The organism is Zafaria sp. Z1313 (assembly GCF_050563205.1).
In the GTDB taxonomy this organism is placed as follows: domain Bacteria; phylum Actinomycetota; class Actinomycetes; order Actinomycetales; family Micrococcaceae; genus JAZDCJ01.
In genome coordinates this window covers 489,784-513,428 of record NZ_JBNWUK010000001.1, presented here as the reverse complement: position 1 = coordinate 513,428, position 23,645 = coordinate 489,784, and the positions used below count along the sequence as shown (strand labels likewise).

The 23,645-nt window shown below is 71.3% G+C and carries 20 protein-coding genes; 8 read left to right on the top strand and 12 right to left on the bottom strand.

Features of this window, described 5'->3' with window-relative positions; translation table 11 throughout:
- Window positions 1-1,461 (bottom strand): Fe-S cluster assembly protein SufB, encoded by a 1,461-nt coding sequence (sufB, locus tag ACQ3I4_RS02345; RefSeq protein ID WP_329860125.1) that lies wholly within the window; start codon window positions 1,459-1,461, stop codon window positions 1-3.
- Window positions 1,458-2,231 (bottom strand): helix-turn-helix transcriptional regulator, encoded by a 774-nt coding sequence (locus ACQ3I4_RS02340; protein WP_430632796.1) that lies wholly within the window; start codon window positions 2,229-2,231, stop codon window positions 1,458-1,460. The genes sufB and ACQ3I4_RS02340 overlap by 4 nt, the downstream gene beginning before the upstream one ends.
- A 145-nt stretch (window positions 2,232-2,376) precedes the next feature.
- Here ACQ3I4_RS02340 and ACQ3I4_RS02335 point away from each other — a divergent pair, with 145 nt between their 5' ends.
- From ACQ3I4_RS02335 to ACQ3I4_RS02325, 3 genes are all read left to right on the top strand, one after another.
- The gene (locus ACQ3I4_RS02335; RefSeq protein WP_430632720.1) at window positions 2,377-3,339 is read left to right on the top strand and encodes an ABC transporter ATP-binding protein; all 963 of its coding nucleotides are present in this window, start codon (window positions 2,377-2,379) and stop codon (window positions 3,337-3,339) included.
- A complete protein-coding gene (locus ACQ3I4_RS02330; protein WP_329860122.1) occupies window positions 3,332-4,117 on the top strand; it encodes an ABC transporter permease in 786 nt (261 codons plus the stop codon). Before ACQ3I4_RS02335 ends, ACQ3I4_RS02330 begins: the two co-directional genes overlap by 8 nt.
- 76 nt (window positions 4,118-4,193) lie before the next feature.
- Window positions 4,194-5,120 carry a COX15/CtaA family protein gene (locus ACQ3I4_RS02325; RefSeq protein ID WP_329860120.1) on the top strand — a complete coding sequence of 309 codons (927 nt, stop codon included), beginning with the start codon at window positions 4,194-4,196 and terminating at the stop codon, window positions 5,118-5,120.
- Between the two features lie 167 nt (window positions 5,121-5,287).
- Here ACQ3I4_RS02325 and ACQ3I4_RS02320 read toward each other — a convergent pair whose 3' ends face one another.
- Window positions 5,288-6,271: a heme o synthase gene (locus tag ACQ3I4_RS02320; protein WP_430632719.1), complete on the bottom strand. Its 984-nt coding sequence runs from the start codon at window positions 6,269-6,271 to the stop codon at window positions 5,288-5,290.
- 316 nt (window positions 6,272-6,587) lie between these two features.
- On the opposite strand from ACQ3I4_RS02320, the gene tkt reads away from it, so the two are divergent.
- From tkt to ACQ3I4_RS02295, 5 genes are all read left to right on the top strand, one after another.
- Window positions 6,588-8,702 carry a transketolase gene (gene tkt, locus ACQ3I4_RS02315; RefSeq protein ID WP_329860117.1) on the top strand — a complete coding sequence of 705 codons (2,115 nt, stop codon included), beginning with the start codon at window positions 6,588-6,590 and terminating at the stop codon, window positions 8,700-8,702.
- Between the two features lie 86 nt (window positions 8,703-8,788).
- Window positions 8,789-9,916, top strand: coding sequence for a transaldolase (gene tal, locus ACQ3I4_RS02310; protein WP_329860108.1), 1,128 nt, complete (start codon window positions 8,789-8,791; stop codon window positions 9,914-9,916).
- A complete protein-coding gene (locus ACQ3I4_RS02305) occupies window positions 9,913-11,538 on the top strand; it encodes a glucose-6-phosphate isomerase (protein ID WP_329860106.1) in 1,626 nt (541 codons plus the stop codon). The genes tal and ACQ3I4_RS02305 overlap by 4 nt, the downstream gene beginning before the upstream one ends.
- A gap of 59 nt (window positions 11,539-11,597) precedes the next feature.
- Window positions 11,598-13,148: a glucose-6-phosphate dehydrogenase gene (zwf, locus tag ACQ3I4_RS02300; protein WP_329860105.1), complete on the top strand. Its 1,551-nt coding sequence runs from the start codon at window positions 11,598-11,600 to the stop codon at window positions 13,146-13,148.
- Window positions 13,145-14,086: a glucose-6-phosphate dehydrogenase assembly protein OpcA gene (locus tag ACQ3I4_RS02295; protein ID WP_329860103.1), complete on the top strand. Its 942-nt coding sequence runs from the start codon at window positions 13,145-13,147 to the stop codon at window positions 14,084-14,086. Before zwf ends, ACQ3I4_RS02295 begins: the two co-directional genes overlap by 4 nt.
- Window positions 14,087-14,246: 160 nt before the next feature.
- On the opposite strand, the gene secG is transcribed toward ACQ3I4_RS02295, so the two are convergent.
- From secG to uvrC, 9 genes are all read right to left on the bottom strand, one after another.
- On the bottom strand, window positions 14,247-14,498 hold the full coding sequence (gene secG / locus ACQ3I4_RS02290; protein WP_329860102.1) for a preprotein translocase subunit SecG: 252 nt from the start codon (window positions 14,496-14,498) through the stop codon (window positions 14,247-14,249).
- 32 nt (window positions 14,499-14,530) lie between these two features.
- On the bottom strand, window positions 14,531-15,346 hold the full coding sequence (gene tpiA / locus ACQ3I4_RS02285) for a triose-phosphate isomerase (protein WP_329860101.1): 816 nt from the start codon (window positions 15,344-15,346) through the stop codon (window positions 14,531-14,533).
- Window positions 15,347-15,348: 2 nt separating this feature from the next.
- Window positions 15,349-16,578 carry a phosphoglycerate kinase gene (locus tag ACQ3I4_RS02280; RefSeq protein WP_329860099.1) on the bottom strand — a complete coding sequence of 410 codons (1,230 nt, stop codon included), beginning with the start codon at window positions 16,576-16,578 and terminating at the stop codon, window positions 15,349-15,351.
- 27 nt (window positions 16,579-16,605) lie between these two features.
- Window positions 16,606-17,616 carry a type I glyceraldehyde-3-phosphate dehydrogenase gene (gap, locus tag ACQ3I4_RS02275; protein WP_329860097.1) on the bottom strand — a complete coding sequence of 337 codons (1,011 nt, stop codon included), beginning with the start codon at window positions 17,614-17,616 and terminating at the stop codon, window positions 16,606-16,608.
- A 251-nt stretch (window positions 17,617-17,867) separates the two neighbouring features.
- Window positions 17,868-18,497 carry a superoxide dismutase gene (locus tag ACQ3I4_RS02270; protein WP_329860096.1) on the bottom strand — a complete coding sequence of 210 codons (630 nt, stop codon included), beginning with the start codon at window positions 18,495-18,497 and terminating at the stop codon, window positions 17,868-17,870.
- A gap of 178 nt (window positions 18,498-18,675) precedes the next feature.
- On the bottom strand, window positions 18,676-19,656 hold the full coding sequence (gene whiA / locus ACQ3I4_RS02265) for a DNA-binding protein WhiA (protein ID WP_329860095.1): 981 nt from the start codon (window positions 19,654-19,656) through the stop codon (window positions 18,676-18,678).
- Window positions 19,647-20,708 carry a gluconeogenesis factor YvcK family protein gene (locus ACQ3I4_RS02260; protein WP_329860094.1) on the bottom strand — a complete coding sequence of 354 codons (1,062 nt, stop codon included), beginning with the start codon at window positions 20,706-20,708 and terminating at the stop codon, window positions 19,647-19,649. The genes whiA and ACQ3I4_RS02260 overlap by 10 nt, the downstream gene beginning before the upstream one ends.
- A gap of 2 nt (window positions 20,709-20,710) precedes the next feature.
- Window positions 20,711-21,604, bottom strand: coding sequence for an RNase adapter RapZ (gene rapZ / locus ACQ3I4_RS02255; RefSeq protein ID WP_329860093.1), 894 nt, complete (start codon window positions 21,602-21,604; stop codon window positions 20,711-20,713).
- A gap of 48 nt (window positions 21,605-21,652) precedes the next feature.
- Window positions 21,653-23,644 carry an excinuclease ABC subunit UvrC gene (uvrC, locus tag ACQ3I4_RS02250; protein ID WP_329860091.1) on the bottom strand — a complete coding sequence of 664 codons (1,992 nt, stop codon included), beginning with the start codon at window positions 23,642-23,644 and terminating at the stop codon, window positions 21,653-21,655.
- Between the last annotated feature and the right edge of the window lies 1 nt (window position 23,645).

Sequence of the window (23,645 nt, the reverse complement as noted above, 5' to 3'; positions counted from 1 at the left end):
TTAACCGACGGATCCTTCCATCTGCAGTTCGATAAGGCGGTTCAGCTCGAGGGCGTACTCCATCGGCAGCTCGCGGGCGATCGGCTCCACGAAGCCGCGCACGATCATGGCCATGGCCTCGTCCTCAGCGAGCCCGCGGGACATGAGGTAGAACAACTGCTCCTCGGAGACGCGCGAGACGGTGGCCTCGTGGCCCATCTGCACGTCGTCCTCGCGGACGTCGATGTACGGGTAGGTGTCCGAGCGGCTGATGGTGTCCACGAGCAGGGCGTCGCAGACGACGGAGTTCTTCACGCCCTTGGCCCCCTCGCGCACCTGCACGAGGCCGCGGTAGGCGGAGCGTCCGCCGTTGCGGGCGACCGACTTCGCGACGATCGCGGAGGACGTGTTCGGGGCGATGTGGACCATCTTGGACCCGGTGTCCTGGTGCTGGCCCTCGCCCGCGAAGGCGATGGAGAGCGTCTCGCCCTTGGCGTGCTCGCCGACGAGGTAGACGGCCGGGTACTTCATGGTGACCTTGGAGCCGATGTTTCCATCGATCCACTCCATCGTCGCGCCCTCCTCGCACACCGCGCGCTTGGTGACGAGGTTGTAGACGTTGTTGGACCAGTTCTGGATGGTCGTGTAGCGCACGCGGGCGTTCTTCTTGACGATGATCTCCACGACTGCGGAGTGCAGCGAGTCCGACTGGTAGATCGGAGCCGTGCAGCCCTCGATGTAGTGAACGTAGGAACCCTCGTCGGCGATGATGAGGGTGCGCTCGAACTGGCCCATGTTCTCCGTGTTGATGCGGAAGTAGGCCTGGAGCGGGATCTCGACGTGGACGCCCTTGGGCACGTAGACGAACGAGCCGCCGGACCACACGGAGGTGTTCAGCGAGGCGAACTTGTTGTCGCCGACCGGGATGACCGAGCCGAAGTACTCCTTGAAGATGTCCTCGTGCTCCTTGAGACCGGTGTCGGTGTCGAGGAAGATCACGCCCTGCTTCTCGAGGTCCTCGCGGAGCTGGTGGTAGACCACCTCGGACTCGTACTGGGCGGCCACGCCCGAGACCAGGCGCTGCTTCTCCGCCTCGGGGATGCCCAGCTTGTCGTAGGTGTTCTTGATGTCCTCAGGCAGGTCCTCCCAACTCGTGGCCTGCTTCTCCGTGGAACGCACGAAGTACTTGATGTTGTCGAAGTCGATCCCGCTCAGGTCCGCGCCCCACGTGGGCATCGGCTTGCGGTCGAAGTACTTCAGGCCCTTGAGCCGGAGGTCGAGCATCCACTCGGGCTCGTCCTTCTTCGACGAGATGTCCCGCACGACCTCTTCGTTCAGGCCGCGGCGGGCGTTGGCACCGGCGTCGTTCTTGTCCGACCACCCGTACTCGTAGTTGCCGATCCCGTGGAGCTCCGGATTCTTCTCCAGGATCTCGGCGATCACGCCGGGGTCGGCGGTCTCCTGTGCAATCTGATCCGTCATCGCGGCCTCTCCTGCCTAGTGATCTTGATTCGAGTTCGCTTCTCAGCTGGCTGAGGAGTCTTCTGCCGGCCCACGGGAACGTGGGTCGTACACACATGCCCGCCACCGGCCAACGTGGACAGCCGCCGCACGTCGACGCCGAGGAGGCGGGAAAACACCTGGGTCTCTTCCTCGCAGAACACCGGGAACTCCCGGGCGAGGTCCTGGATGGGGCAGTGCCCCTGGCAGAGCTGCACCGCGGCCATCGCGGCCCGCGGCTGGTTCATGCCGACCTCGCGCGTCGAGCCGACGAAGCCGTCCGCCGTCAGCGCGTCGGACAGGGCCGCCGCGCGTGCCGCGAGGTCCTCCCCGGCGGCCTCCACGAGGGGACGGTAGCGCTCCTCCATGGCGGCGAAGCGCTTCGCGGCGAAGGCGTGGACGGCCTCGTCGCCGGCGGCCCGGGCCAGTTCCGCCAGGGCCTCGGTCGCGATGTCCAGGTAGTCGTTGCCGAGCTTCGCCTGGCCGCGGTGGCTCAGCACGTAGCGCCGCGCGGGCCGGCCCGCTCCGGCGGGGTGGTTGGCGACGAGCTTGACCTCGACGAGGCCCTGCCGGCTCAGCGCGTCGAGATGGCGGCGCACGGCGGCCGGCGTGAAGCCCAGCTGCTCACCGAGCTCCGCGGCGCTGACCGGCCCCTCCTGGAGCACGGCCGACAGGACCCGGTCCCGGGTCCGCTCCTCCGTCTCCGGCGCGGCCGGGGACCGACGGTCCTCTGCGGGCACGCCCGAGGGCATCGACTGCGAAGAATACACAACACAATCATGCGCTAATAATATCCCCGCGACCAGCAAGGCGTGCCTTACTCCACTCACCCCCGCGATGCACGTCACCGGGCCCCACGGCCAGGGGCGCACGCTCTACGTGGCGTAGAATGCTCTGGTGCCCACTTCCGCTCCCAGTCTCGTCGTCGAGGACCTCCGCAAGGACTTCGGCCCCGTGGCAGCCCTCGACGGGCGCAGGGTCCGCGTCCTGCACGGCATCAACCTCCAAGCCCGTCCCGGGGCCGTCACCACGATCCTCGGCGCCAACGGCGCCGGCAAGTCGACGACCCTCGCCTGCGCCCAGGGCCTCCTGCATCCCGACGCCGGGAGCGTGCGCCTGCTCGGGGCCGATCCGGCGTCGGCCTCGAGCTCCCTGCGCTCGCGCGTCGGCGTGATGCTGCAGGACGGCGGACTTCCGCAGTCGGCCACGCCGCGCCAGCTGCTGCGCCACGTCGCGGGGATGTACGAGCGGCCCGCGGACCTCGCGGCCCTCTGCGCCCGCCTCGGGATCGACGAGTTCGCCCACACCACGATCCGGCGGCTCTCCGGGGGTCAGCGGCAGCGCGTCGCGCTCGCCGCCGCTCTCGCCGGCCGCCCCGAGGTGCTCTTCCTCGACGAGCCGAGCGCTGGCCTGGATCCTCAGTCGCGGCGCACCGTGTTCGCGCTGATCGAGGAGCTGCGCGGCCAGGGCCTCGCGATCGTGCTGACGACCCACCTCATGGAGGACGCCCAGCGCCTCTCCGACTACGTCTACATCATCGCCGCGGGACGCAACGTCGCCGAGGGAACGGTTGACGAGCTGACCGCCCGGACCGCCGCGGGCGAGGCGACGCGGGCCCTGTCCTTCACGGCCGCGCCCGGGCTCGCCCTCGACGCGGCCCGGCTCCCGGCGGGCGTCCGCCTCACCGAGGAGTCGCCGGGCCACTACCGGGCCACGGGGATCGCCGGGCCGGCCGCGCTCACGGCGCTCGCCCGCTGGTGGGAGGAGCACGGCGTGCTCCCCTCGGGCATCAGCATGGAGCCCCGCAGCCTCGAGGACGTCTTCCTCGAGATCGCCCAGAACGGAGCGGCAGATGACTAGCACGCGAGAGCCCGCCCTCGAGGCCCCCGCGCACGGCGGCAACGCCGCGCCCGCGTGGCGCCGCATCCTCCGCCACGGCGGCTACGAGACGTCCATGATGATGCGCAACGGGGAACAGCTCGTCCTCGCCGTCGTCCTGCCGCTCCTCGCGCTCGTGGCCCTCGAGTTCCTCAGCGTCCTCGACGGGCTGGCGGAGCGCCGCATCGACGTCGCCGCGCCGGGCGTGCTGGCCCTGTGCGTCATGTCCACCGCCTTCACGGGCCAGGGCATCGCCACGGGCTTCGACCGCCGCTACGGCGTCCTGCGCTTCCTGTCCACGACACCGCTCGGCCGCGGCGGCCTCGTCTTCGGCAAGGCCCTCGCCGTGGCGGCCGTCCTGGCCATCCAGATCGTCGTCGTCGGCGGGACTGCGGCGTTGATGGGCTGGCGCCCCGCCGTGGGCGGGATCGGCACCGGCGTCCTGCTCCTGCTGCTTGGCGCCGCCACGTTCACCTCGCTCGGCCTGCTCATCGCCGGAACGGTCCGCGCCGAGGCGACCCTCGCCATCACCAACCTCGTCTGGATCCTGCTCGCCGCCGGCGGAGGCGTCCTCATCCCCGGAAGCCGGATGCCCGGCCTCCTCGAGCCCCTCGTGCAGCTCCTTCCCTCGGCGGCCCTCGGCGACGGGCTCCGGGCCGCGCTCGTCGACGGCGCGTTCCCGGCCGGGCAGCTGCTGGCGCTCGGCGCCTGGACGGTCGTCGCCGGCTTCGCGGCCACCAAGTGGTTCAAGTGGAACTGAGCCGCGCCACCGGCGGGACCGGGCCCGCCACGCCCCCACACCAGGCGGCCGACGTGCCGCAGAACGGAGTCATGGCATGAGAACCGCCGCCGCCCGCTGGACCGACCGGCTGCCGACCACGGTCGGGCGGGGAGTCCACGCGCTCGCGATCGCCTCGCTGGCCTCGCAGATCGGCATCATCGTCACGGGCGGCGCCGTGCGCCTGACCAAGTCCGGCCTGGGCTGCTCCGAGTGGCCCAATTGCGTGCCGGGATCCATGACCCCCACCCCCGAAATGGGGATCCACGGCCTGATCGAGTTCGGCAACCGGACCCTGACCTTCCTGCTCACCGCCATCGCCGTCTCGATGATCCTCGCCGTGTGGCGCATGCGCCGCGAGCACCGGACCGTCTTCGGCCTCGCCGTCGCGCTGCTCTGCGTCATCCCCGTCCAGGCGCTCATCGGCGGGATCACCGTCTGGACGCAACTGAACCCCTGGGTCGTCAGCCTGCACTTCCTGGCCTCGGCCGCCCTCGTGGCGACGGCGACGCTCCTCGTGAACCGGACCGGCCGGCTCCTGCGCGGCGAGCCGGCCATCGCCGTCGTCCCCCTGCCCGGGACCCTGCGCGCCCTCGGCTGGACGATCGCCGCCTCGGCGGCGGCCGCCGTCGTCCTCGGCACGATCGTCACCGGAACGGGGCCCCACGCCGGCGATGCCAACGCCCCGCGGCACGACTTCAACGCCGACCTCGTGACCCGGATCCACGTCGCGCCCGTGTACCTCCTGGTCGGCGCGACGCTGCTCGCGCTCGTCCTGCTCGCCCGGATGCCCGCCCAGCGCGCCCTCCGCCGCGCCGTCGTACTGCTCCTCGTCGCGATCGCCCTGCAGGCCGGCATCGGCTACTGGCAGCACTTCACGGGCCTGCCGATCGGGCTCGTCCTGCTCCACATGATCGGGTCCGCGCTCCTCACGGCCGCCGCGGCCAACGTCTGGGACCGGTCCACGGGACGCTTCCCGCTGTAGGCAGCCCGCACGACGGGCCCCCGGTTCCACCCGGGCGGCCGCCCCGTGCGGCGATCGCCGGCTGCGCAGGACCGGGCAGGCCGAGCGCCACGAGAAGAACGCACAACGCCCCCGACCGAAGCGGTCGGGGGCGTTGTCCGTGGCGCGGCGGGTCACGCCGCGGCGGCTCAGCCGAAGAGGGGCTGGCCGACGAAGGGATCCACGGCCAGCGCGACGAACACGATCGTCAGGTACGTGATGGAGATGTGGAAGACCTTCATGGCCTTCTTGTTCATCGCCGCCGGCTCGTGGTCGCGCCGGGCCTCCCGGTAGAGCACGTGGCACTCGTAGATGAACCAGCCGCCGGCCACGGCCGACAGGACGGTGTACACGATGCCGGCGTAGCCCAGCGGGGTCAGGAGGAGCGAGCAGACGACGGTCGCCCACGCGTAGAGCACGACCTGCACGGAGACGGTCCGGGCTCCGGCGATGGCCCCGAGCATCGGCACGTTCGCCGCGTTGTAGTCGTCGGAGTACTTCATGGACAGGGGCCAGTAATGCGGTGGCGTCCAGAGGAAGATGATGAGGAACAGGATCACGGCGGGCCACTCGACCGTGTTGGTGACGGCGGCCCACGCGATGAGCACGGGCATGCACCCGGCGACGCCGCCCCAGATGATGTTCTGGGCCGTGCGGCGCTTGAGGATCAAGGTGTAGAAGACCACGTAGAGGAGGATCGCGGCGAGGCCGAGGACGGCCGTCAACAGGTTCGCGCCCGCCCAGAGGACGGCGATCGAGGCGACGGCGAGGATCCAGGAGAACACGAGGGCCTCACGCGGGGTGACGTCCCCCGTAACGAGGGGGCGTCCCTTGGTGCGGTTCATGACGCGGTCCATGTCGCGGTCGATGTAGCAGTTGAAGGCGCCCGACGCTCCGGCCGCCATGGCGCCGCCCAGCATGGTCGCGACGATCAGGAGCAGATCGGGGAAGCCGCGGTGGGCGAAGATCATCGTCGGCAGCGTCGTCACGAGCAGCAGCTCCACCACGCGCGGCTTGGTCAGCGCGAGATACGCCGCCGCCTTCCGCCGGGCAAAGGCACCGAGTGCCTCACCGGGTTGGCGGGATGCGCGCCCCACGGGCGCGGCATCGGTGGGGAGGGTGTTCACGGACATGCCACTCAGTTCTACGCGGGAAATGGACAGACACAGCCATCATACCCTTTTACAGGACGTAGAAATGGGCGTGTCCGCCCCGGGTGGGCGCATCGGGACCACCCTCCGCCCCGCCTGCCGGAGCGGGACCGCGCCGCGCCGCTCCGGCAGGCGGCGAAATATGGCGCCCCAAGCAGGACGACTGCGTCACAGTGGCGGTAGGGTGGAGAGGACGCGTCGGAGCCGAAGAAGCCGCCAGCACGGTACGAGGGCTGCCACAGTGCGCCCTGGGTCGGCCCGGCGCTTTCCCACGCCAGACCACAGAGAGGGACCCATCGTGGCGCCACAGTCAGAAGTTCTCGAATTGTCATGGACGAAGCTCGACGCGCGGGCGGTGGACACCATCCGCGTCCTCGCCGCCGATGCGGTCGAGAAGGTCGGCAGCGGACATCCGGGAACGGCGATGAGCCTGGCGCCCGCGGCGTACCTGATCTTCCAGAACCACCTGCGCCACGACCCGTCCGATCCCGAGTGGGTCGGCCGCGACCGGTTCGTCCTCTCCCCCGGGCACACCTCCCTGACCCTGTACCTGCAGCTGTTCCTCTCCGGCTACGGCCTCGAGATGGAGGACATCGCCGCGCTGCGCACATGGGGCGCGAAGACCCCGGGCCACCCGGAGTACGGCCACACGGCCGGCGTGGAGATCACCACGGGCCCGCTCGGCCAGGGCCTCGCCTCGGCCGTCGGCTTCGCCTACTCCCAGCGGCGCATGCGCGGCCTCCTGGATCCGGAGGCGGCGCCCGGTACGAGCCCGTTCGACCACACCGTGTGGGTCATCGCCTCCGACGGCGACCTCCAGGAAGGCGTCACCTCGGAGGCCTCGTCCCTCGCGGGCCACCAGCAGCTGGGCAACCTCGTGGTGGTCTACGACGAGAACCACATCTCCATCGAGGACGACACCGACGTGGCCTTCACCGAGGACGTGCTCAAGCGCTACGAGGCCTACGGCTGGCACACCCAGCGCGTGGACTGGACCGCAAGCGGCGAGTACGTGGAGGACGTCCACGCCCTCGACGCGGCCCTGCGGGCCGCCAAGGCCGAGACCGGCCGCCCGTCGATCATCTCCCTGCGCACGATCATCGGCTATCCCTCGCCGAAGAAGCAGAACACCGGCGGCATCCACGGCTCCAAGCTCGGCGCCGAGGAGCTCGCGGGACTCAAGTCCGTCCTGGGCTTCGATCCCGAACAGAGCTTCGCCATCGAGGACGACGTCCTGGCCCACGCACGCCAGGTCGTCGACCGCGGCCGTGCGACGCGCGCCGAGTGGGAAGAGGGCTTCGCCTCCTGGTCGGCCGCCAACCCCGAGGGCGCCGCCCTCCTGGAGCGCATCGAGGACCGCCGCCTCCCGGAGGGCTGGGAGTCCACGCTGCCCGTCTTCGAACCGGGCAAGGACGTTGCGACGCGGTCCGCCTCCGGCAAGGTCATCAACGCCATCGAGTCCGTGCTGCCCGAGCTCTGGGGCGGCTCCGCCGACCTCGCCGGCTCGAACAACACGACGATCGAATCCGCCGCGTCCTTCATCCCCGCCGAGCACTCGACGGACTCCTGGAGCGGCAACCCGTACGGGCGCGTCCTGCACTTCGGCATCCGCGAGCACGCCGCCGCGTCGATCGTGAACGGGATCGTGCTGTCCTCGAAGACCCGCGCGTTCTCCGGGACGTTCCTGATCTTCTCCGACTACCAGCGCCCCGCGATCCGACTCTCGGCGCTCATGGGCATCCCGTCGATCTACGTCTGGACCCACGACTCGATCGGCCTCGGCGAGGACGGCCCGACCCACCAGCCGGTCGAGCAGCTCGCCTCGCTGCGCGCGATCCCGAACCTCGACGTCGTCCGCCCGGCCGACGCCAACGAGACCGCATGGGCCTGGAAGACGGTCCTGGAGAACACGGCCAACCCGGCCGGCCTGGTCCTGACGCGGCAGAACCTGCCCGTGTTCGACCGCACCGCCCCGGGCTTCAAGGACGTCTCCGGAACCGCCCGCGGCGCCTACGTCCTGGCCGAGGCCCTGGACGCCGAGGGCCGGGAGACGACCCCCGACGTGCTCCTGCTCGGCACCGGCTCCGAGGTCCAGCTCGCCGTGGCCGCCCGCGAGGCGCTGGCCGCCGAGGGCGTCGCCGCCCGCGTTGTGTCCATCCCGTGCCTCGAGTGGTTCCACGCGCAGGACGCCGCCTACCAGGAGGAGGTCCTGCCGGCCTCCGTCAAGGCCCGCGTCTCCGTCGAGGCGGGCGTCGCCCAGGGCTGGCGCGAACTGGTCGGCGACGCCGGCCGGATCGTCTCCCTGGACCACTTCGGAGCCTCCGCGGACTACCAGCGCCTCTACACCGAGTTCGGCATCACCGCCGAGGCCGTCGCGGCCGCGGCCCGCGACTCGCTCGCCGCCGCACGCTGACCACGGGCCGGCCGGCCACCCGGCCCCGGGTGGCCGGCCGGCATCGTCTCACACACCACGTTCCCCTTTCTGGAAGGATCCACTCCATGAGCAACCCGAACACCCAGGCGCTGTCCGACGCGGGCGTCTCCATCTGGCTCGACGACCTCTCGCGCGAGCGCCTCGAGTCCGGCTCGCTGCGCACCCTGATCGAGTCCAAGAACGTCGTCGGCGTGACCACCAACCCGTCGATCTTCGCCGCGGCCCTCGCCGGTGGCGACGCCGCGTACGCCGAGCAGGTCTCCGAGCTCGCGGCCGCCGGTGCCGACGTGGAGACGGCCGTCTTCGAGATCACCACGACCGACGTCGCCCGTGCGTGCGACCTCTTCGCCCCCGTCGCCACCGCGAGCCACGGCGTCGACGGCCGCGTCTCGCTCGAGGTCGACCCGCGGCTGGCCGCCGACACCGCCGCCACCGCCGCCGAGGCCAAGAAGCTCCACGCCAAGGTGGGCCGGGACAACCTGCACATCAAGATCCCGGCGACCCTCGAGGGCCTCGAGGCCATCACGGCGACCCTCGCTGAGGGCATCAGCGTGAACGTGACGCTGATCTTCTCGCTTGAGCGCTACCGCGCCGTGATCAACGCGTTCATGTCCGGCCTCGAGCAGGCCCGCGAGAACGGTCACGACCTGGCCCGCATCCACTCCGTCGCCTCCTTCTTCGTCTCCCGCGTCGACGCGGAGATCGACAAGCGCCTCGACGCCCTCGGCACCGCGACCGCCCTGGAGCTCAAGGGCAAGGCCGGACTGGCCAACGCCCGCCTGGCCTACCAGGTCTACGAGGAGCTCTTCAGCTCCGAGCGCTGGAACGTCCTGGCGGCCGCGGGAGCTCGCCCCCAGCGCCCGCTCTGGGCCTCGACCGGCGTCAAGGACCCGGCCTACCCGGACACCCTCTACGTCACCGGTCTCGTCGCCCCGGGCGTCGTGAACACGATGCCGGAGAAGACCCTCGAGGCGACGGCCGACCACGGCCAGGTCTCGGGAGACACGGTCACCGGCACGTACTCCGAGGCCAACGCCGTGCTCGATGCCCTCGCCGCCCAGGGCATCGACTACAACGACGTCGTAGGCCTCCTCGAGGCCGAGGGCGTGCAGAAGTTCGAGGCCGCCTGGGCCGAGCTGCTCCAGGACGTGCAGTCGGCGCTCGACGCGGCGACCGCGAAGGCCCAGGCATGAGCACCCTCGGCTTCCAGGCCTCCGGCGCCGCCCTCGAGGCCATCGAACGCCACGTCCCGGCGCTCGTCGCCGACCGCGTCGCCTCCCGGATCGCGGCCAAGGACGCGACCCTGTGGGGCCCCGAGGCCGAGGCCGAGGCCTCGATCCGGCTCGGCTGGGTCGAGCTCGCCGAGACCTCGCGGCCGCTCGTGGAGCAGATCACCGCGCTGCGGGACGAGCTGCGCGCCGAGGGCGTGGACCGCGTCGTGCTCGCCGGCATGGGCGGCTCCTCGCTCGCGCCGGAGGTCATCGCGGCGACCGCGGGCGTCGAGCTGACGGTCCTGGACAGCACCGATCCGGAAATGGTCGGCCGTGCCCTCGCCGAGCGGATCGCGCAGACCGTCCTCGTGGTCTCCTCGAAGTCCGGCTCCACCGTGGAGACGGACTCGCAGCGCCGCGTGTTCGAGCAGGCGTTCACCGACGCCGGCCTCGACGCGGCGCGCCGCATCGTCGTCGTCACCGATCCTGGCTCGCCCCTCGACGGGACCTCCCGGGCGGCCGGCTACCGCGCCGTCTTCAACGCCGATCCGAACGTCGGCGGGCGCTACTCGGCGCTCACCGCCTTCGGGCTCGTGCCGACCGGCCTCGCCGGCGTGGACATCGCGGCGCTCCTGGACGAGGCCGAGGAGGCGGCGGAGTTCCTCGCGGACGACGACGAGGACAACATCGGCCTGGCGCTCGGTGCCGCCCTCGGCGGCACCACGCCGCTGCGGGACAAGATCGTCTTCACCGACGAGGGCTCCGGGATCCCCGGCTTCGCCGATTGGGCGGAGCAGCTGATCGCCGAGTCCACCGGCAAGCTCGGCACCGGGGTGCTCCCGGTCGTCGTCGAGTCGGGTGCGCCCGAGCTCGTGGAGCAGGCGGCGGACGTGCTCGTGGTCCGGTTGACGGCGGATTCCGACGACGACGCCGCGCCCCTGGGCGACGAGGTCCGGCTCTCGGGCTCCCTCGGAAGCCAGCTGCTCCTGTGGGAGTACGCGACGGTGGTCGCCGGCCGGCTGCTGGGGATCAACCCCTTCGACCAGCCGGACGTCGAGGCGGCCAAAACGGCCGCCCGCGGCCTGCTCGACGCGACGCCGGAGGCGGCTCCGGCCGCCCTCGTCGACGCCGCCATCGAGCTGCGGGCCACGGACGGGCTGCTCGACGGCGTGTCCGGGCTGGCCGGCGCGCTGGAGCGGCTCCTGGCGGCGCTGCCCGCCGACGGCTACCTCTCGGTCCAGGCCTACCTGGACCGGATCGGCCTGTCCGGCCTCGCCGCCGCGCGCCACGGCCTCGCCGCCGCCTCGGGGCGCCCGACGACGTTCGGCTGGGGACCGCGCTTCCTGCACTCGACGGGCCAGTACCACAAGGGCGGTCCGCGCCAGGGCGCCTACCTGCAGATCACGGCGGACTCCGACGTCGACCTGTCCATCCCGGAACGCCCGTTCACCTTCGGGGAGCTCATCGCGGCGCAGGCCGCCGGTGACGCCCAGGTCCTCGCCGACCTCGGCCGGCCGGTTCTGCGGCTGCACCTCACCGACCGCGAGGCCGGGACGGCGCAGCTGCTCGCGGCCGTCGCCGCCCTCGCCCCCTCGTCCCGCTAGCCGGGCCCGTCCGACGCCCAGGCGCCTCCGCGCCCGGGCGTCCCCATGGAAAGCAGCACATGAACGACTCCGCACGCAATCCCCTGCGTGACCGGCGCGACCGCCGGCTCAGCCGGATCGCCGGGCCCTCCGCGCTCGTGTTCTTCGGCGTCACGGGCGACCTCGCCCGCAAGAAGCTCATGCCCGCCGTCTACGACCTCGCCAACCGCGGCCTGCTCCCGCCGAGCTTCGCCGTCGTCGGCTTCGGCCGCCGCGGATGGTCGGCCGACGAGTTCGTCGCCGAGGTCAGGGAGTGGGTGCGCGCGAGCGCGCGCACGCCCTTCAACGAGACGGTGTGGGAGCAGCTCGCCGGCGGATTCCGCTTCATCACGGGCGGCTTCGACGACGACGAGGCGTTCATCCGGCTGCGCGAGACCCTCGACGAGCTCGAGCGCTCCCGGGGCACGCGCGGCAACCACGCCTTCTACCTCTCCATCCCCCCGAACTCGTTCGAGCAGGTGTGCGAGCAGCTCTCGCGCCACGGGCTCGCCGAGCGCGGCCAGGAGGGCGCGGGTGACGGCGCACCGTGGCGGCGCGTCGTCATCGAGAAGCCGTTCGGCCACGACCTGGCCTCCGCGCGCGAGCTCAACGCGATCGTCGAATCGGTCTTCCCGCCGGACGCCGTGTTCCGGATCGACCACTACCTCGGCAAGGAGACAGTGCAGAACCTCCTGGCGCTGCGCTTCGCGAACCAGTTGTTCGAGCCGCTGTGGAACGCCAACTACGTGGACCACGTGCAGATCACCATGGCCGAGGACATCGGCATCGGCGGCCGGGCCGGGTACTACGACGGCGTCGGCGCGGCCCGCGACGTGATCCAGAACCACCTGCTCCAGCTCCTGGCCCTCACGGCCATGGAGGAGCCCATTTCCTTCGACGCCGACCACCTGCGCGCCGAGAAGGAGAAGGTGCTCGCCGCGGTGCGCCTGCCGGAGGACCTCTCCACGCACTCGGCCCGCGGACAGTACACGGGCGGCTGGCAGGGCGGGGAGCAGGTCACGGGCTTCCTCGACGAGGAGGGCTTCAATCCCGCCTCCCGGACGGAGACCTACGCTGCGATCCGGCTCGACATCAACACGCGCCGCTGGGCCGGCGTGCCGTTCTACCTGCGCGCGGGCAAACGCCTGGGACGCCGGGTCACCGAGATCGCCGTGGTCTTCAAGCGCGCGCCGAACCTGCTCTTCCGGGACCACTCCGACGACGACTTCGGCCAGAACGCCGTCGTCATCCGCGTCCAGCCGGACGAGGGCGCGACCATCCGCTTCGGTTCCAAGGTGCCGGGGACGCAGATGGAGATCCGCGACGTCACGATGGACTTCGGCTACGGCCACTCCTTCACCGAGTCGAGCCCCGAGGCCTACGAGCGGCTGATCCTGGACGTCCTGCTCGGCGAGCCGCCGCTCTTCCCCCGCCACGAGGAGGTCGAGCTCTCCTGGAAGATCCTCGACCCCTTCGAGGAGCACTGGGCGGCGCTCGACGAGCAACCCGAACCGTACGCCCCGGGAAGCTGGGGCCCGCCGTCGGCGGATGAACTACTCGCGCGTGATGGAAGGACGTGGCGGCGCCCATGATCGTCGACCTGCCGGACACCACCACCTCCAAGGTGGCCAAGAAGCTCGTCAACCTGCGCGAGGCCGAGGGGGTCGTGGCGCTCAGCCGGGTGCTCACGCTCGTCGTCGTCACCCGCGCCGGATTCGAGGAGGAGGCCATCGAGGCGGCCAACCTCGCGAGCCGCGAACACCCCTGCCGCATCATCGTCGCCGTCGAGGGCGATCCCGGGGCCCCGACCGTCCTGAACGCCCAGCTGCGCGTCGGCGGGGACGCGGGCGCTTCGGAGGTCGTCGTCCTCTACGGCGAGGGCGAGATCGCCACCGCCGACGAGTCGCTCGTCGCCGGGCTCCTGCTCCCGGACGCCCCGATCGTGGCCTGGTGGCCGCACGGCGTGCCCGCCAAGGCCTCGGGCACGGACATCGGCCGGATCGCCCACCGCCGCATCACCGACTCCGGGAGCGAGGCCGATCCACGGCAGGCGCTCTTCACGATCTCGGAGGGCTACGTGGCCGGGGACACCGACCTCGCGTGGACGCGCCTGACGCTGTGGCGCGCGCAGCTCGCCGCGGTCCTGGACCAGCTCGATCCCGCGGAGCTGACCTCGATCACGGTCAAGGGCGCGGCCGACTCCCCCAGCACGGTCCTCCTCGCGGCGTGGCTCACCCTGGCCCTCGGGATCCCGGTGACCATCGCCTCCGCGCCGGAGGCCACGGGGCTGCGCAGCGTGCGCTTCACGCGCCTCGACGGCGACGTGGTGCTGACGCGCCCGCACGACCACGTGGCCGAGCTCTACCAGCCGGGCCAGCAGGTGCAGCGGATCTCGCTGCCGCGCCGGCCACTGTCCGAGTGCCTCGCCGAGGAGCTGCGCCGGCTGGACCCCGACGAGGTCTTCGGCGAGGTCGTCCGCGAGGGGCTCTTCAAGACGAACCTGCGCAGCGTCACGGCCAGCGACCGCTGAGCGCGCCCGGGCACCCCGGCCCCACCGGCCGGGGTCCCCGGCCCGTTCCCGGCGACTCCCGTCCCGGCCGGCGCGCCAGGCAGGACAAGGGCCGCACGCCAGAAGGGCCGCGCTCCCCCTGCGGGGTGCGCGGCCCTTCCTCGTGGTCGGCCGGGTCCTGTCAGGACTCCAGCGAGAAGCGCATGATGAGTCCGAGCGCGATGATCACGGCGCCCCAGACGAGCCCCATGACGACGGTGAGCCGGTTCAGGTTGCGCTCGGCCACCCCGGAGGACCCCAGGTTCGTGGTGACGCCGCCGCCGAACATGTCGGACATGCCGCCGCCGCGACCCTTGTGCAGGAGGATCAGGAGGGCAAGCAGGAGGCTGGTGATGCCAAGCAGCACCTGCAGGACGATCTTGAGTGCTTCCACTACGGCCTTTCGGTCAAGTCCGGCACCGCCGGCTAGTCGGTCACCAGGTGGTGCTCGAACCTGACAATGTTAGCAAATTCCGCCGGGTCCAGGCTGGCACCGCCGACGAGCAGCCCGTCGACGTCGCGTCCACGCAGGATGGCCGCGGCGTTGGCGGCCTTGACCGATCCCCCGTAGAGCAGGCGCGTGGCCCCGGCCGTCTCCTCGCCGAACAGTCCGGCGAGTTCCGCGCGCAGGGCGGCGCACATCTCCTGGGCGTCCTCCGGGCCCGCGACCTCGCCCGTGCCGATGGCCCAGACGGGCTCGTAGGCGATGACGAGGTCCTTGAGCTGGGCGGCGTCGAAGCCCTCCAGCGCGGCGCGCACCTGGGCGAGCGTGTGCTCGACGTGCGTTCCGGCGCGGCGGACCTCGAGGCCCTCGCCGACGCACAGCACGGGCGCGAGGCCGTGCCGCAGCGCGGCCCCGACCTTGCTGCGCAGCAGCTCGTCGGACTCGCCGTGGATCGTGCGCCGCTCGCTGTGGCCGACGAGGACGTACCGGCAGCCCAGCTTGGCCAGGAACTGGCCGGAGACGTCGCCCGTGTACGCGCCGGAGTCGTGCGGCGAGAGGTCCTGGCCACCGTAGACGACCGGCAGGTCGTCGCCCGCGACAAGGGTCTGTACGCCGCGCAGGTCGGTGAACGGCGGGAAGACGGAGACCTCGACGCGGTCGAAGTCGTGCTTGGCGTCGTCCAGCGTCCAGGCCAGCTTCTGCAGGAGGGTGATGCCCTGGACGTGGTCCATGTTCATCTTCCAGTTGCCGGCGATCAGCGGGCGCCGGTCGAAGGCGCCGTTGGTGCTCGAGGTCATGTCTACTTGCCTTCCAAAGCGGTCAGTCCGGGCAGTTCCTTGCCTTCGAGGTACTCGAGGCTCGCGCCGCCGCCCGTGGAGATGTGGCCGAAGTCGTCCTCGTGGAAACCCAGCGTGCGCACGGCGGCCGCGGAGTCGCCGCCGCCAACGACGCTGAACGCCTCGGAGTCGGCGAGGGCCTGGGCGACGCCCCGCGTGCCTCCCGCGAACGCCTCGATCTCGAACACGCCCATGGGGCCGTTCCAGAAGACCGTGTTGGCGGAGCGGATGTAGCTGCCGAACTGCTCGGCGGAGGCCGGCCCGATGTCGAGGCCGAGCCCGCCGGCGCCGAAGCGTCCGGACTCGAGGGCGGTGGCCGGAAGGACCTCGTGCTCGGCGTCCGCGCCGAACCTGTCCGCCACGACGATGTCGGTGGGCAGGATGATGTCGCAACCGAGCTCCTGCGCTCGCGAGAGGTAGCCGCGCACGGTGTCGAGCTGGTCCTCCTCGAGCAGGCTCTTGCCGACCTCGTGGCCCTGGGCCTTGAGGAAGGTGAAGGCCATGCCCCCGCCGATGAGCAGGTGGTCGGCGCGGCCCAGGAGGTTGTCGATGACCGCGAGCTTGTCGGAGACCTTGGATCCGCCGAGGACGACGACGTAGGGCCGCTTGGGCGCCTCGGTGAGGGTCTTCAGGACCTCGACCTCGGTGCGGACCAGCTCGCCCTGGTAGGCGGGCAGCACGGCGGCGATGTCGTAGACGGACGCGTGCTTGCGGTGCACGGCGCCGAACGCGTCGTCGACGTACGCCCCGCCCTCGCCCGTCAGCGACTTGAGCTCGGCCGCGAAGGCGGCGCGCTCTGCGTCGTCCTTGCTCGTCTCGCGGGGATCGAAGCGGACGTTCTCGAGGACCAGGACGGAGCCGTCCTCCAGGGCGGCGGCACGGGCACGGGCGTCCTCGCCGACGACGTCGGCCGCCGTCTGGACCGGGAAGTCCGCGAGCTCGCGGAGCCGGTCCGCGGCCGGTGCGATCGAGTAGGCCGGATCCGGGGCGCCCTTCGGGCGTCCGAGGTGGGCCATGACGACGACGCGGGCACCCGCGTCGACGAGGGTGGACAGGACGGGAAGCGACGCGCGGACGCGGCCGTCGTCGGTGACGGTGGAACCGTCGAGCGGCACGTTCAGGTCGCTCCGGACCAGAACGTGCCGCCCGCGGACACCATCGGCGATGAGCTCGTCGAGAGTGTGGGAAGTCATGGCTTCAGGCTAACCGAATCCCCGGTGCTAGCCGAGCTTCCCGCCGACATACTGCGCCAGGTCGACGAGGCGGGAGCTGTAGCCCCACTCGTTGTCGTACCAGGCCAGGACCTTGACGGTGCTGCCGATGACCTTGGTCAGCGGCGCATCGAAGATCGCCGAGGCCGGATCGGTCGTGATGTCGGTGGAGACGAGCGGGTCCTCCGAGTACTTCAGCAGTCCCTTGAGCGGGCCCTCCTCGGAGGCCTTCTTGAAGGCGGCGTTGATCTCCTCGACCGTGGCCTCGCGGGCCAGGGTGACCGTCAGGTCGGTCGCGGAGCCGGTGGGAACCGGGACGCGCATGGCGTAGCCGTCGAGCTTGCCCTTGAGCTCCGGCAGGACGAGGCCGATCGCCTTGGCGGCGCCGGTGGAGGTCGGCACCATGTTCAGGGCCGCGGCGCGGGCACGGCGCGGGTCGCTGTGCGGGGCGTCCTGGAGGTTCTGGTCCGCCGTGTAGGCGTGGATGGTGGTCATCAGGCCGTCGACGATCCCGAACTGGTCGTTGAGGACCTTCGCCACGGGGCCGAGGCAATTGGTGGTGCACGAGGCGTTGGAGATGATGTGGTGCGTCGCCGGATCGTACTTCTCGTGGTTCACGCCCATGACGATCGTGATGTCCTCGTGCTTCGCCGGGGCGGAGATGACGACCTTCTTGGCACCCGCCTGCAGGTGCTTCTCGGCGTCCTCGGCCTTCGTGAAGAAGCCGGTCGACTCGATCACGACGTCGACGCCGAGCTCGCCCCAGCCGAGGTTGGCCGGGTCCTTCTGGGACAGGACCTTGATGCGGCGTTCGCCGACGACGAGGTAGGCGCCGTCCACGGAGACCTCTTCGGGGAAGCGGCCCAGGACGGAGTCGAACTTGAGCAGGTTGGCGAGGTCGTTGATCTTGCCGAGGTCGTTGACGGCGACGATCTCCAGGGTGGTGTCCTGGGCGAGGGCGGCCCGCAGGAAGTTGCGTCCGATACGTCCGAAGCCGTTGATGCCTACACGGGTAGTCACTTGATGATTCTCCTTGCCGGAATGGTGCCCACCGCGGACCCCGGAAAGGGAGGTGCACCGCGGAGTGGCCTGTTCAAAAAAGAGGACACTCCGTTGTGCCGCCAGCGTGCTGCTGGCCGGAATCCACGGGCTCCCGGTCCGGGGATGGCCGGGCGCGGGGCCCGTGGATTCCGTTGCCAACATCCTACGTCATGTGACGCGTTGATGTGACATGAGTTACTGCCTGATGGCCGTCTTGTGACGGCCGACGGCTACTTGCCGGGAACGATCAGGGCCGAGGCGCCGGCGCGGGCGGCCTCGAAGCGGCGGGCGACATCCGCCCAGTTCACGATGTTCCAGAACGCCTTGACGTAGTCGGCCTTGACGTTGACGTAGTCGAGGTAGAAGGCGTGCTCCCACATGTCGAGCATGAGCAGCGGGGTCGTGCCGACCGGGACGTTGCCCTGCTGGTCGTAGAGCTGCTCGATGACGAGGTTGCCGCCGAGGCCCTCGAAGGACAGGAGCGCCCAGCCCGAGCCCTGCAGGCTCAGCGCCGCGTTGGTGAAGTGCGCACGGAAGGCGTCGAAGGAGCCGAACGCGTCGTCGATCGCCGCGGCCAGCTCGCCTTCCGGCTTGTCGCCGCCCTCGGGAGAGAGGTTCTCCCAGAAGATCGAGTGGTTGGTGTGGCCACCGAGGTGGAAGGCCAGGTCCTTGGACAGCTTCGGGATGTTGCCGAACTCGCCCTTCTCGCGGGCCTCGGCCAGCTGCTCGAGGGCGGTGTTGGCGCCGGCGACGTAGGTGGCGTGGTGCTTGCTGTGGTGCAGCTCCATGATCCGTGCGGAAATGTGCGGCTCCAGCGCTGCGTAGTCGTACGACAGCTCCGGGAGGGTGTACTTGGACATGTGTTCCTCCATTCGTCGTGCACTCCGCTCGGAGTGCCTTCCTGGTCGTGCTTCCCGCGCCTCTCGGCGGCGGAAACTCTTCCTGGACGCGGCGGCGCGGGGCGCCGGGCGGTCCAGGGTCAACACTAGTGCTTTGCCGGTTTCCGTGCCCGGGCGCCCGTCATCCAGCGCCGCGCGCCTAGTTGTCCAGCATGTCAGCCGTAACGCTGTCCTCGGTGCCGGGTATTCCCAGCTCGGCGGCCCGCTTGTCCGCCATGGCCAGGAGCCGGCGGATCCGGCCGGCGATCGCGTCCTTGGTCATCGGCGGATCGGCGAGCCGGCCGAGCTCGTCGAGGCTCGCCTGCTTGTGCGCCACGCGGAGCGCTCCGGCGTACTGGAGGTGGTCGGGGACGTCGTCGCCCAGGATCTCCAGGGCGCGCTCGACCCGGGCGCCGGCGGCGACGGCGGCCTGCGCGGAGCGGCGGAGGTTGGCGTCGTCGAAGTTCGCCAATCGGTTGGCGGTCGCGCGGACCTCCTTGCGCATCCTGCGCTCCTCCCACACCATGAGGGCGTCGTGCGCCCCCATGCGGGTCAGGAGGACGGCGATGCTGTCGCCATCGCGGATCACGACGCGGTCGACGCCGCGCACCTCGCGCGCCTTGGCCGTGATGCCGAGACGGCGGGCCGCGCCGACGAGCGCGAGCGCTGCCTCCGGCCCCGGACACGTGACCTCGAGGGCGGAGGAGCGGCCCGGCTCGGTGAGCGAGCCGTGCGCGAGGAAGGCGCCGCGCCAGACGGCCTCGGCGTCCGCCGTCGAACCGTTGACGATGACCGAGGGCAGCCCGCGGACCGGGCGGCCGCGGCCGTCGAGCAGGCCGGTCTGCCGGGCGAGGGACTCGCCCTCGCGGACCACGCGGACGACGTAGCGGTTGCCGCGCCGGAGGGCGCCCCCGGAGACGACGATGATCTCCGAGGAATGGCCGTAGACCTCGGCGATCGCCTGCCGCAGCCGCCGCGCTGTCGCGGCGAGGTCGACCTCGGCCTCGATCACGATCCGGCCGGAAATGATGTGGAGCCCGCCCGCGAAGCGCAAGGTCGCGGAGACCTCCGCCTTCCGCTCCGAGGACTTCTTGACCTCCAGACGGGACAGCTCCTCCTTGACCGAGGCTGTCAGTGCCATCTCTCGTTTTCCTCACTGCCGTTGTGGTGGGGCCCGAAGGACGTGAAGACGTCCTGGTAGGCGGTCGCGAGCCGCAGAGGCTCGTGGACGGAGCTGCCCGGCCCCTGGGCCACTCTACCGAAGAAGCACCGCGCCCCGAGCCGCCGGGCCGCCTCCTCGAAGGCCCCGACGTCCTCGATCGACGACGGGTCGGCGACCACTGCGTCGATGCGCAGCTCCGGGGCGTAGCGGGAGACGACCCGCAAGTGGTCGGCCGCCGACATGCCCGCGGTCTCCTGCGTGCGTGTGGCGAGGTTCATGGTCAGCAGGCGCCGTGCCGGAGTCGATTCGAGGGCCTGGCGCATCTGGGGCAGGAGGAGGTGCGGCAGGACCGAGGTGTACCAGGATCCCGGCCCGAGCACGACCCAGTCCGCCAGCTCGATGGCCTCGAGGGCCTCGGGGCAGGCGGGGGCGTCCTCGGGGGCGAGCTCGACGTTGGAGACCATGCTCGAGTGCCCGGCGGCGGCCAGCTTGGCCTGGCCGACGATCCGCCGGCGGACGAGCGAGTCCCCGTCGCCCGTCGAGAGGACCTCGCCCGAGATGGTCAACGGCACGGTGCTCATGGGAAGCACCTGTCCGCGGGCCCCCAGCAGGGCGCCGGCCCAGCGCAGGCCGGCCACCGTGTCCCCGAGCAGTTCCCACAGCGTGACGATCAGGAGGTTGCCGAGCGCGTGCCCGTCGAGGGACGCGGCCGAGCCCTCCCGGGACGTGAAGCGGTGCTGCATGACGTCGCGCCAGGTCCTGCCCCAGTCGGTGTCGTCGCACAGCGCGGCGAGGGCCATCCGCAGGTCCCCCGGCGGCAGCACGTCCAACTCGCCGCGCAGGCGGCCGGAGGATCCGCCGTCGTCCGCGACCGTGACGATCGCGGTCAGCTCGGTCGCGAGGCGGCGCAGCGCGGCGAGGGAGGCCGAGAGGCCGTGGCCGCCGCCGAGCGCCGCGACGCGCACGGCGGCCTCCGCCCCCTGCTGGTTGCGGGGCGGGACGAGGGGCAGCTGCCCCGTGAGGAACGTCATCGCTACTCCCGGCCCAGGTCGCGGTGGTTGACGGTCACGGTGATGCCGGGCAGCTGTCCCAGGCGCCGGGCGATCTCCTCGCTGACGGCGACGGAGCGGTGCTTGCCCCCCGTGCATCCGATCGCGATGGTGCCATAGTGCTTGTTCTCGCGGCGGTACCCCTCGAGCACCGGCTCGAGCGCGGAGAGGTAGCGCTCGATGAACTCCGAGGCGCCCTGGGCCGCGAGCACGTAGTCGCGGACCACGGCTTCCTGGCCCGTGTGGGGCCGCAGTTCCGGGACCCAATGCGGGTTGGGGATGAAGCGCACGTCGGCGACGTAGTTGGCGTCGGAGGGCAGCCCGTACTTGAAGCCGAAGCTCATGACGTTGAGCCGCAGCACCACGGGTCCGGACTCCGAGAACAGCTCGGTGATCGCGGTCGCGAGGGCGTGGACGTTCATCGGCGTCGTGTCGACGACGAGCTCGGCGCGGTCCTTGAGCTCGCGGAGGACCTCGCGCTCCGCGGCGATGCCGTCGAGGATCCGGCCGTCGCCCTGGAGGGGGTGGGGACGGCGGCCCTGCTCGAAGCGGCGGACGAGGAGGTCGTCGCTCGCGTCGAGGAAGAGCACGCGGTACTGGATCCCGGCAGCGCGCAACTGCGCCAGGTTGTCCCGGAGCTCCGGGAAGAGGGACTTGCTGCGCACGTCCATGACGACGGCGAGCTTCGGGATCGAACCGGGCATCCGCGCCACGAGCTCGGTCAGGGTGCCGAGCAGCTGCGGCGGCAGGTTCTCGACGACGTACCACCCGTGGTCCTCGAGCGCGTGCGCCGCCGTGGTCCGCCCCGCCCCCGACATGCCGGTGACGATGAGGAGTTCCGATTCCGCGGGCTTCACTGGTGCCAACTCGCTGCTCATGCGTCCTAGTCTGTCACGCCCGGGGCCGCGCCGCCCGCCGTGGGCGGTTCAGTCGAGCAGCTCCCCCGTGGCCGTGTTGACCCGCTGCGCGCCGTCCCCCGCGTCCGTCTCCTCCGGACCGGAGTCCTGGGACGGAACGGCGAGGGCGGTGGCAAGGTTCCGGGCGAGTGCGGGCCCGATCCCGGGCACCGCGAGGAAGTCCTCCTCCGCCGCGGCGCGCATCTTCTTGAGCGAGCCGAAGTGCTTCAGGAGGGCCTGACGCTTCGCCGGTCCGAGGCCGGGGACCTGGTCCAGGAGCGAGGCCGTCATCGAGGCGGAGCGCTTCTGGCGGTGGAAGGTGATCGCGAAGCGGTGGGCCTCGTCGCGGATCCGCTGGAGCAGGTACAGCCCGTCCGAGGCGCGCGGCAGCACGACGGGGAACTCGTCGTCGGGGAGCCACAGCTCCTCCAGGCGCTTGGCGAGCCCGACGACGGGGATGTCGTCGATTCCCAGGGCTTCGAGCGCCCGCACGGCCGCGTCGACCTGGGGCGGTCCGCCGTCGACCACCACGAGCGAGGGCGGGTACGCGAAGCGGCGCGGCGTCCGCCGGCCCTCCGCGGCGGCGTCGATCTCCCCGCTGACGGCCGGGACGAGCGACTGCTGGTCCTCGAGGTAGTGGCGGAAGCGGCGGGTGATGACGTCGAACATCGATGCGGTGTCGTCCCGGGCCGCGTCGCCCGTGATGGCGAACTTGCGGTAGTCCGACTTCTTCGGCAGCCCGTCCTCCACGACGACCATCGAGGCCACGACGTTGGTTCCCTGGACGTGCGAGATGTCGTAGCACTCGATCCGCAGGAGCGGGACCGCCAGGCCCAGGGCCTCCTGCAGCTCCTGGAGGGCGGCGCTGCGGGTGCTGATGTCACCGGCCCGCCGTGACTTGTGCAGGCGCAGCGCCTGCTCGGCGTTCTCCCGGACCGTGTCCAGGAGCGCGGCCTTCTCGCCGCGGCGCGGCACCCGCAGGCCGACGACCGCGCCGCGCAGGCCGCGCAGCCAGGCCGCGACCCGCTCCGGGTCCTCGGGCAGGACGGGGACGAGGACCTCCCGCGGCAGCCGGTCGCCGCCCCGGTCCTCTCCGTAGACCTGCTGCAGCAGGTGCTCGACGAAGTCCTCCGGCGTCGTGTCCTCCACCTTCTCCACGACCCAGCCGCGCTGGCCCCGGATGCGCCCGTTCCGGACGTGGAAGACCTGGACCGCCGCCTCGAGCTCGTCCTCGGCGACGGCGAAGACGTCGGCGTCGGTGTCCTCGGACAAGACGACGGCGTTGCGCTCGAAGACGCGCTTGAGCGCGGCGATGTCGTCCCGCAGCATCGCGGCGCGCTCGTACTCGAGGGCCCCGACCGCCGCGGCCATGTCCCGCTCCAGGTCGCGGATGAAACGCGTGCCCTCGCCGCCCATGAACCGGCACAGGTCCTCCGCCAGGGCCCGGTGGTCCTCGGGGCTGATGCGGCCCACGCACGGTGCGGCGCACTTGTCGATGTAGCCGAGCAGGCACGGCCGGCCCGACTGCTGGGCCCGCTTGAGGACCCCGGGGCTGCACGTCCGGACGGGGAAGACCCGCAGCAGCGTATCGAGCGTCTCGCGGATCGCCTTGGCGGGATAGAAGGGCCCGAAGTACTTGACGTCCTTGCGGCGGTCTCCGCGCATGACCTGCGCCCGGGGGAACTTCTCCCCCAGCGTCACCGCGAGGTACGGGTAGGACTTGTCGTCCCGGAACATGATGTTGAACCGGGGCGAGAACTCCTTGATCCAGGTGTACTCGAGCTGCAGCGCCTCGAGCTCGCTGCCGACCACGGTCCACTCCACGCTTGAGGCGGTGTGCACCATGGCGTGGGTCTTCGGAGTGAGTCCCGCGGGATGGGCGAAGTAGGAGACGAGCCGCTGGCGCAGGCTCTTGGCCTTGCCGACGTAGACCACGCGGCCGCGGGGGTCGCGGAAGCGGTACACGCCCGGCGCCGTGGGGATGTCCCCCGTGCGCGGCCGGTAGCTGCTGGGATCGGCCATG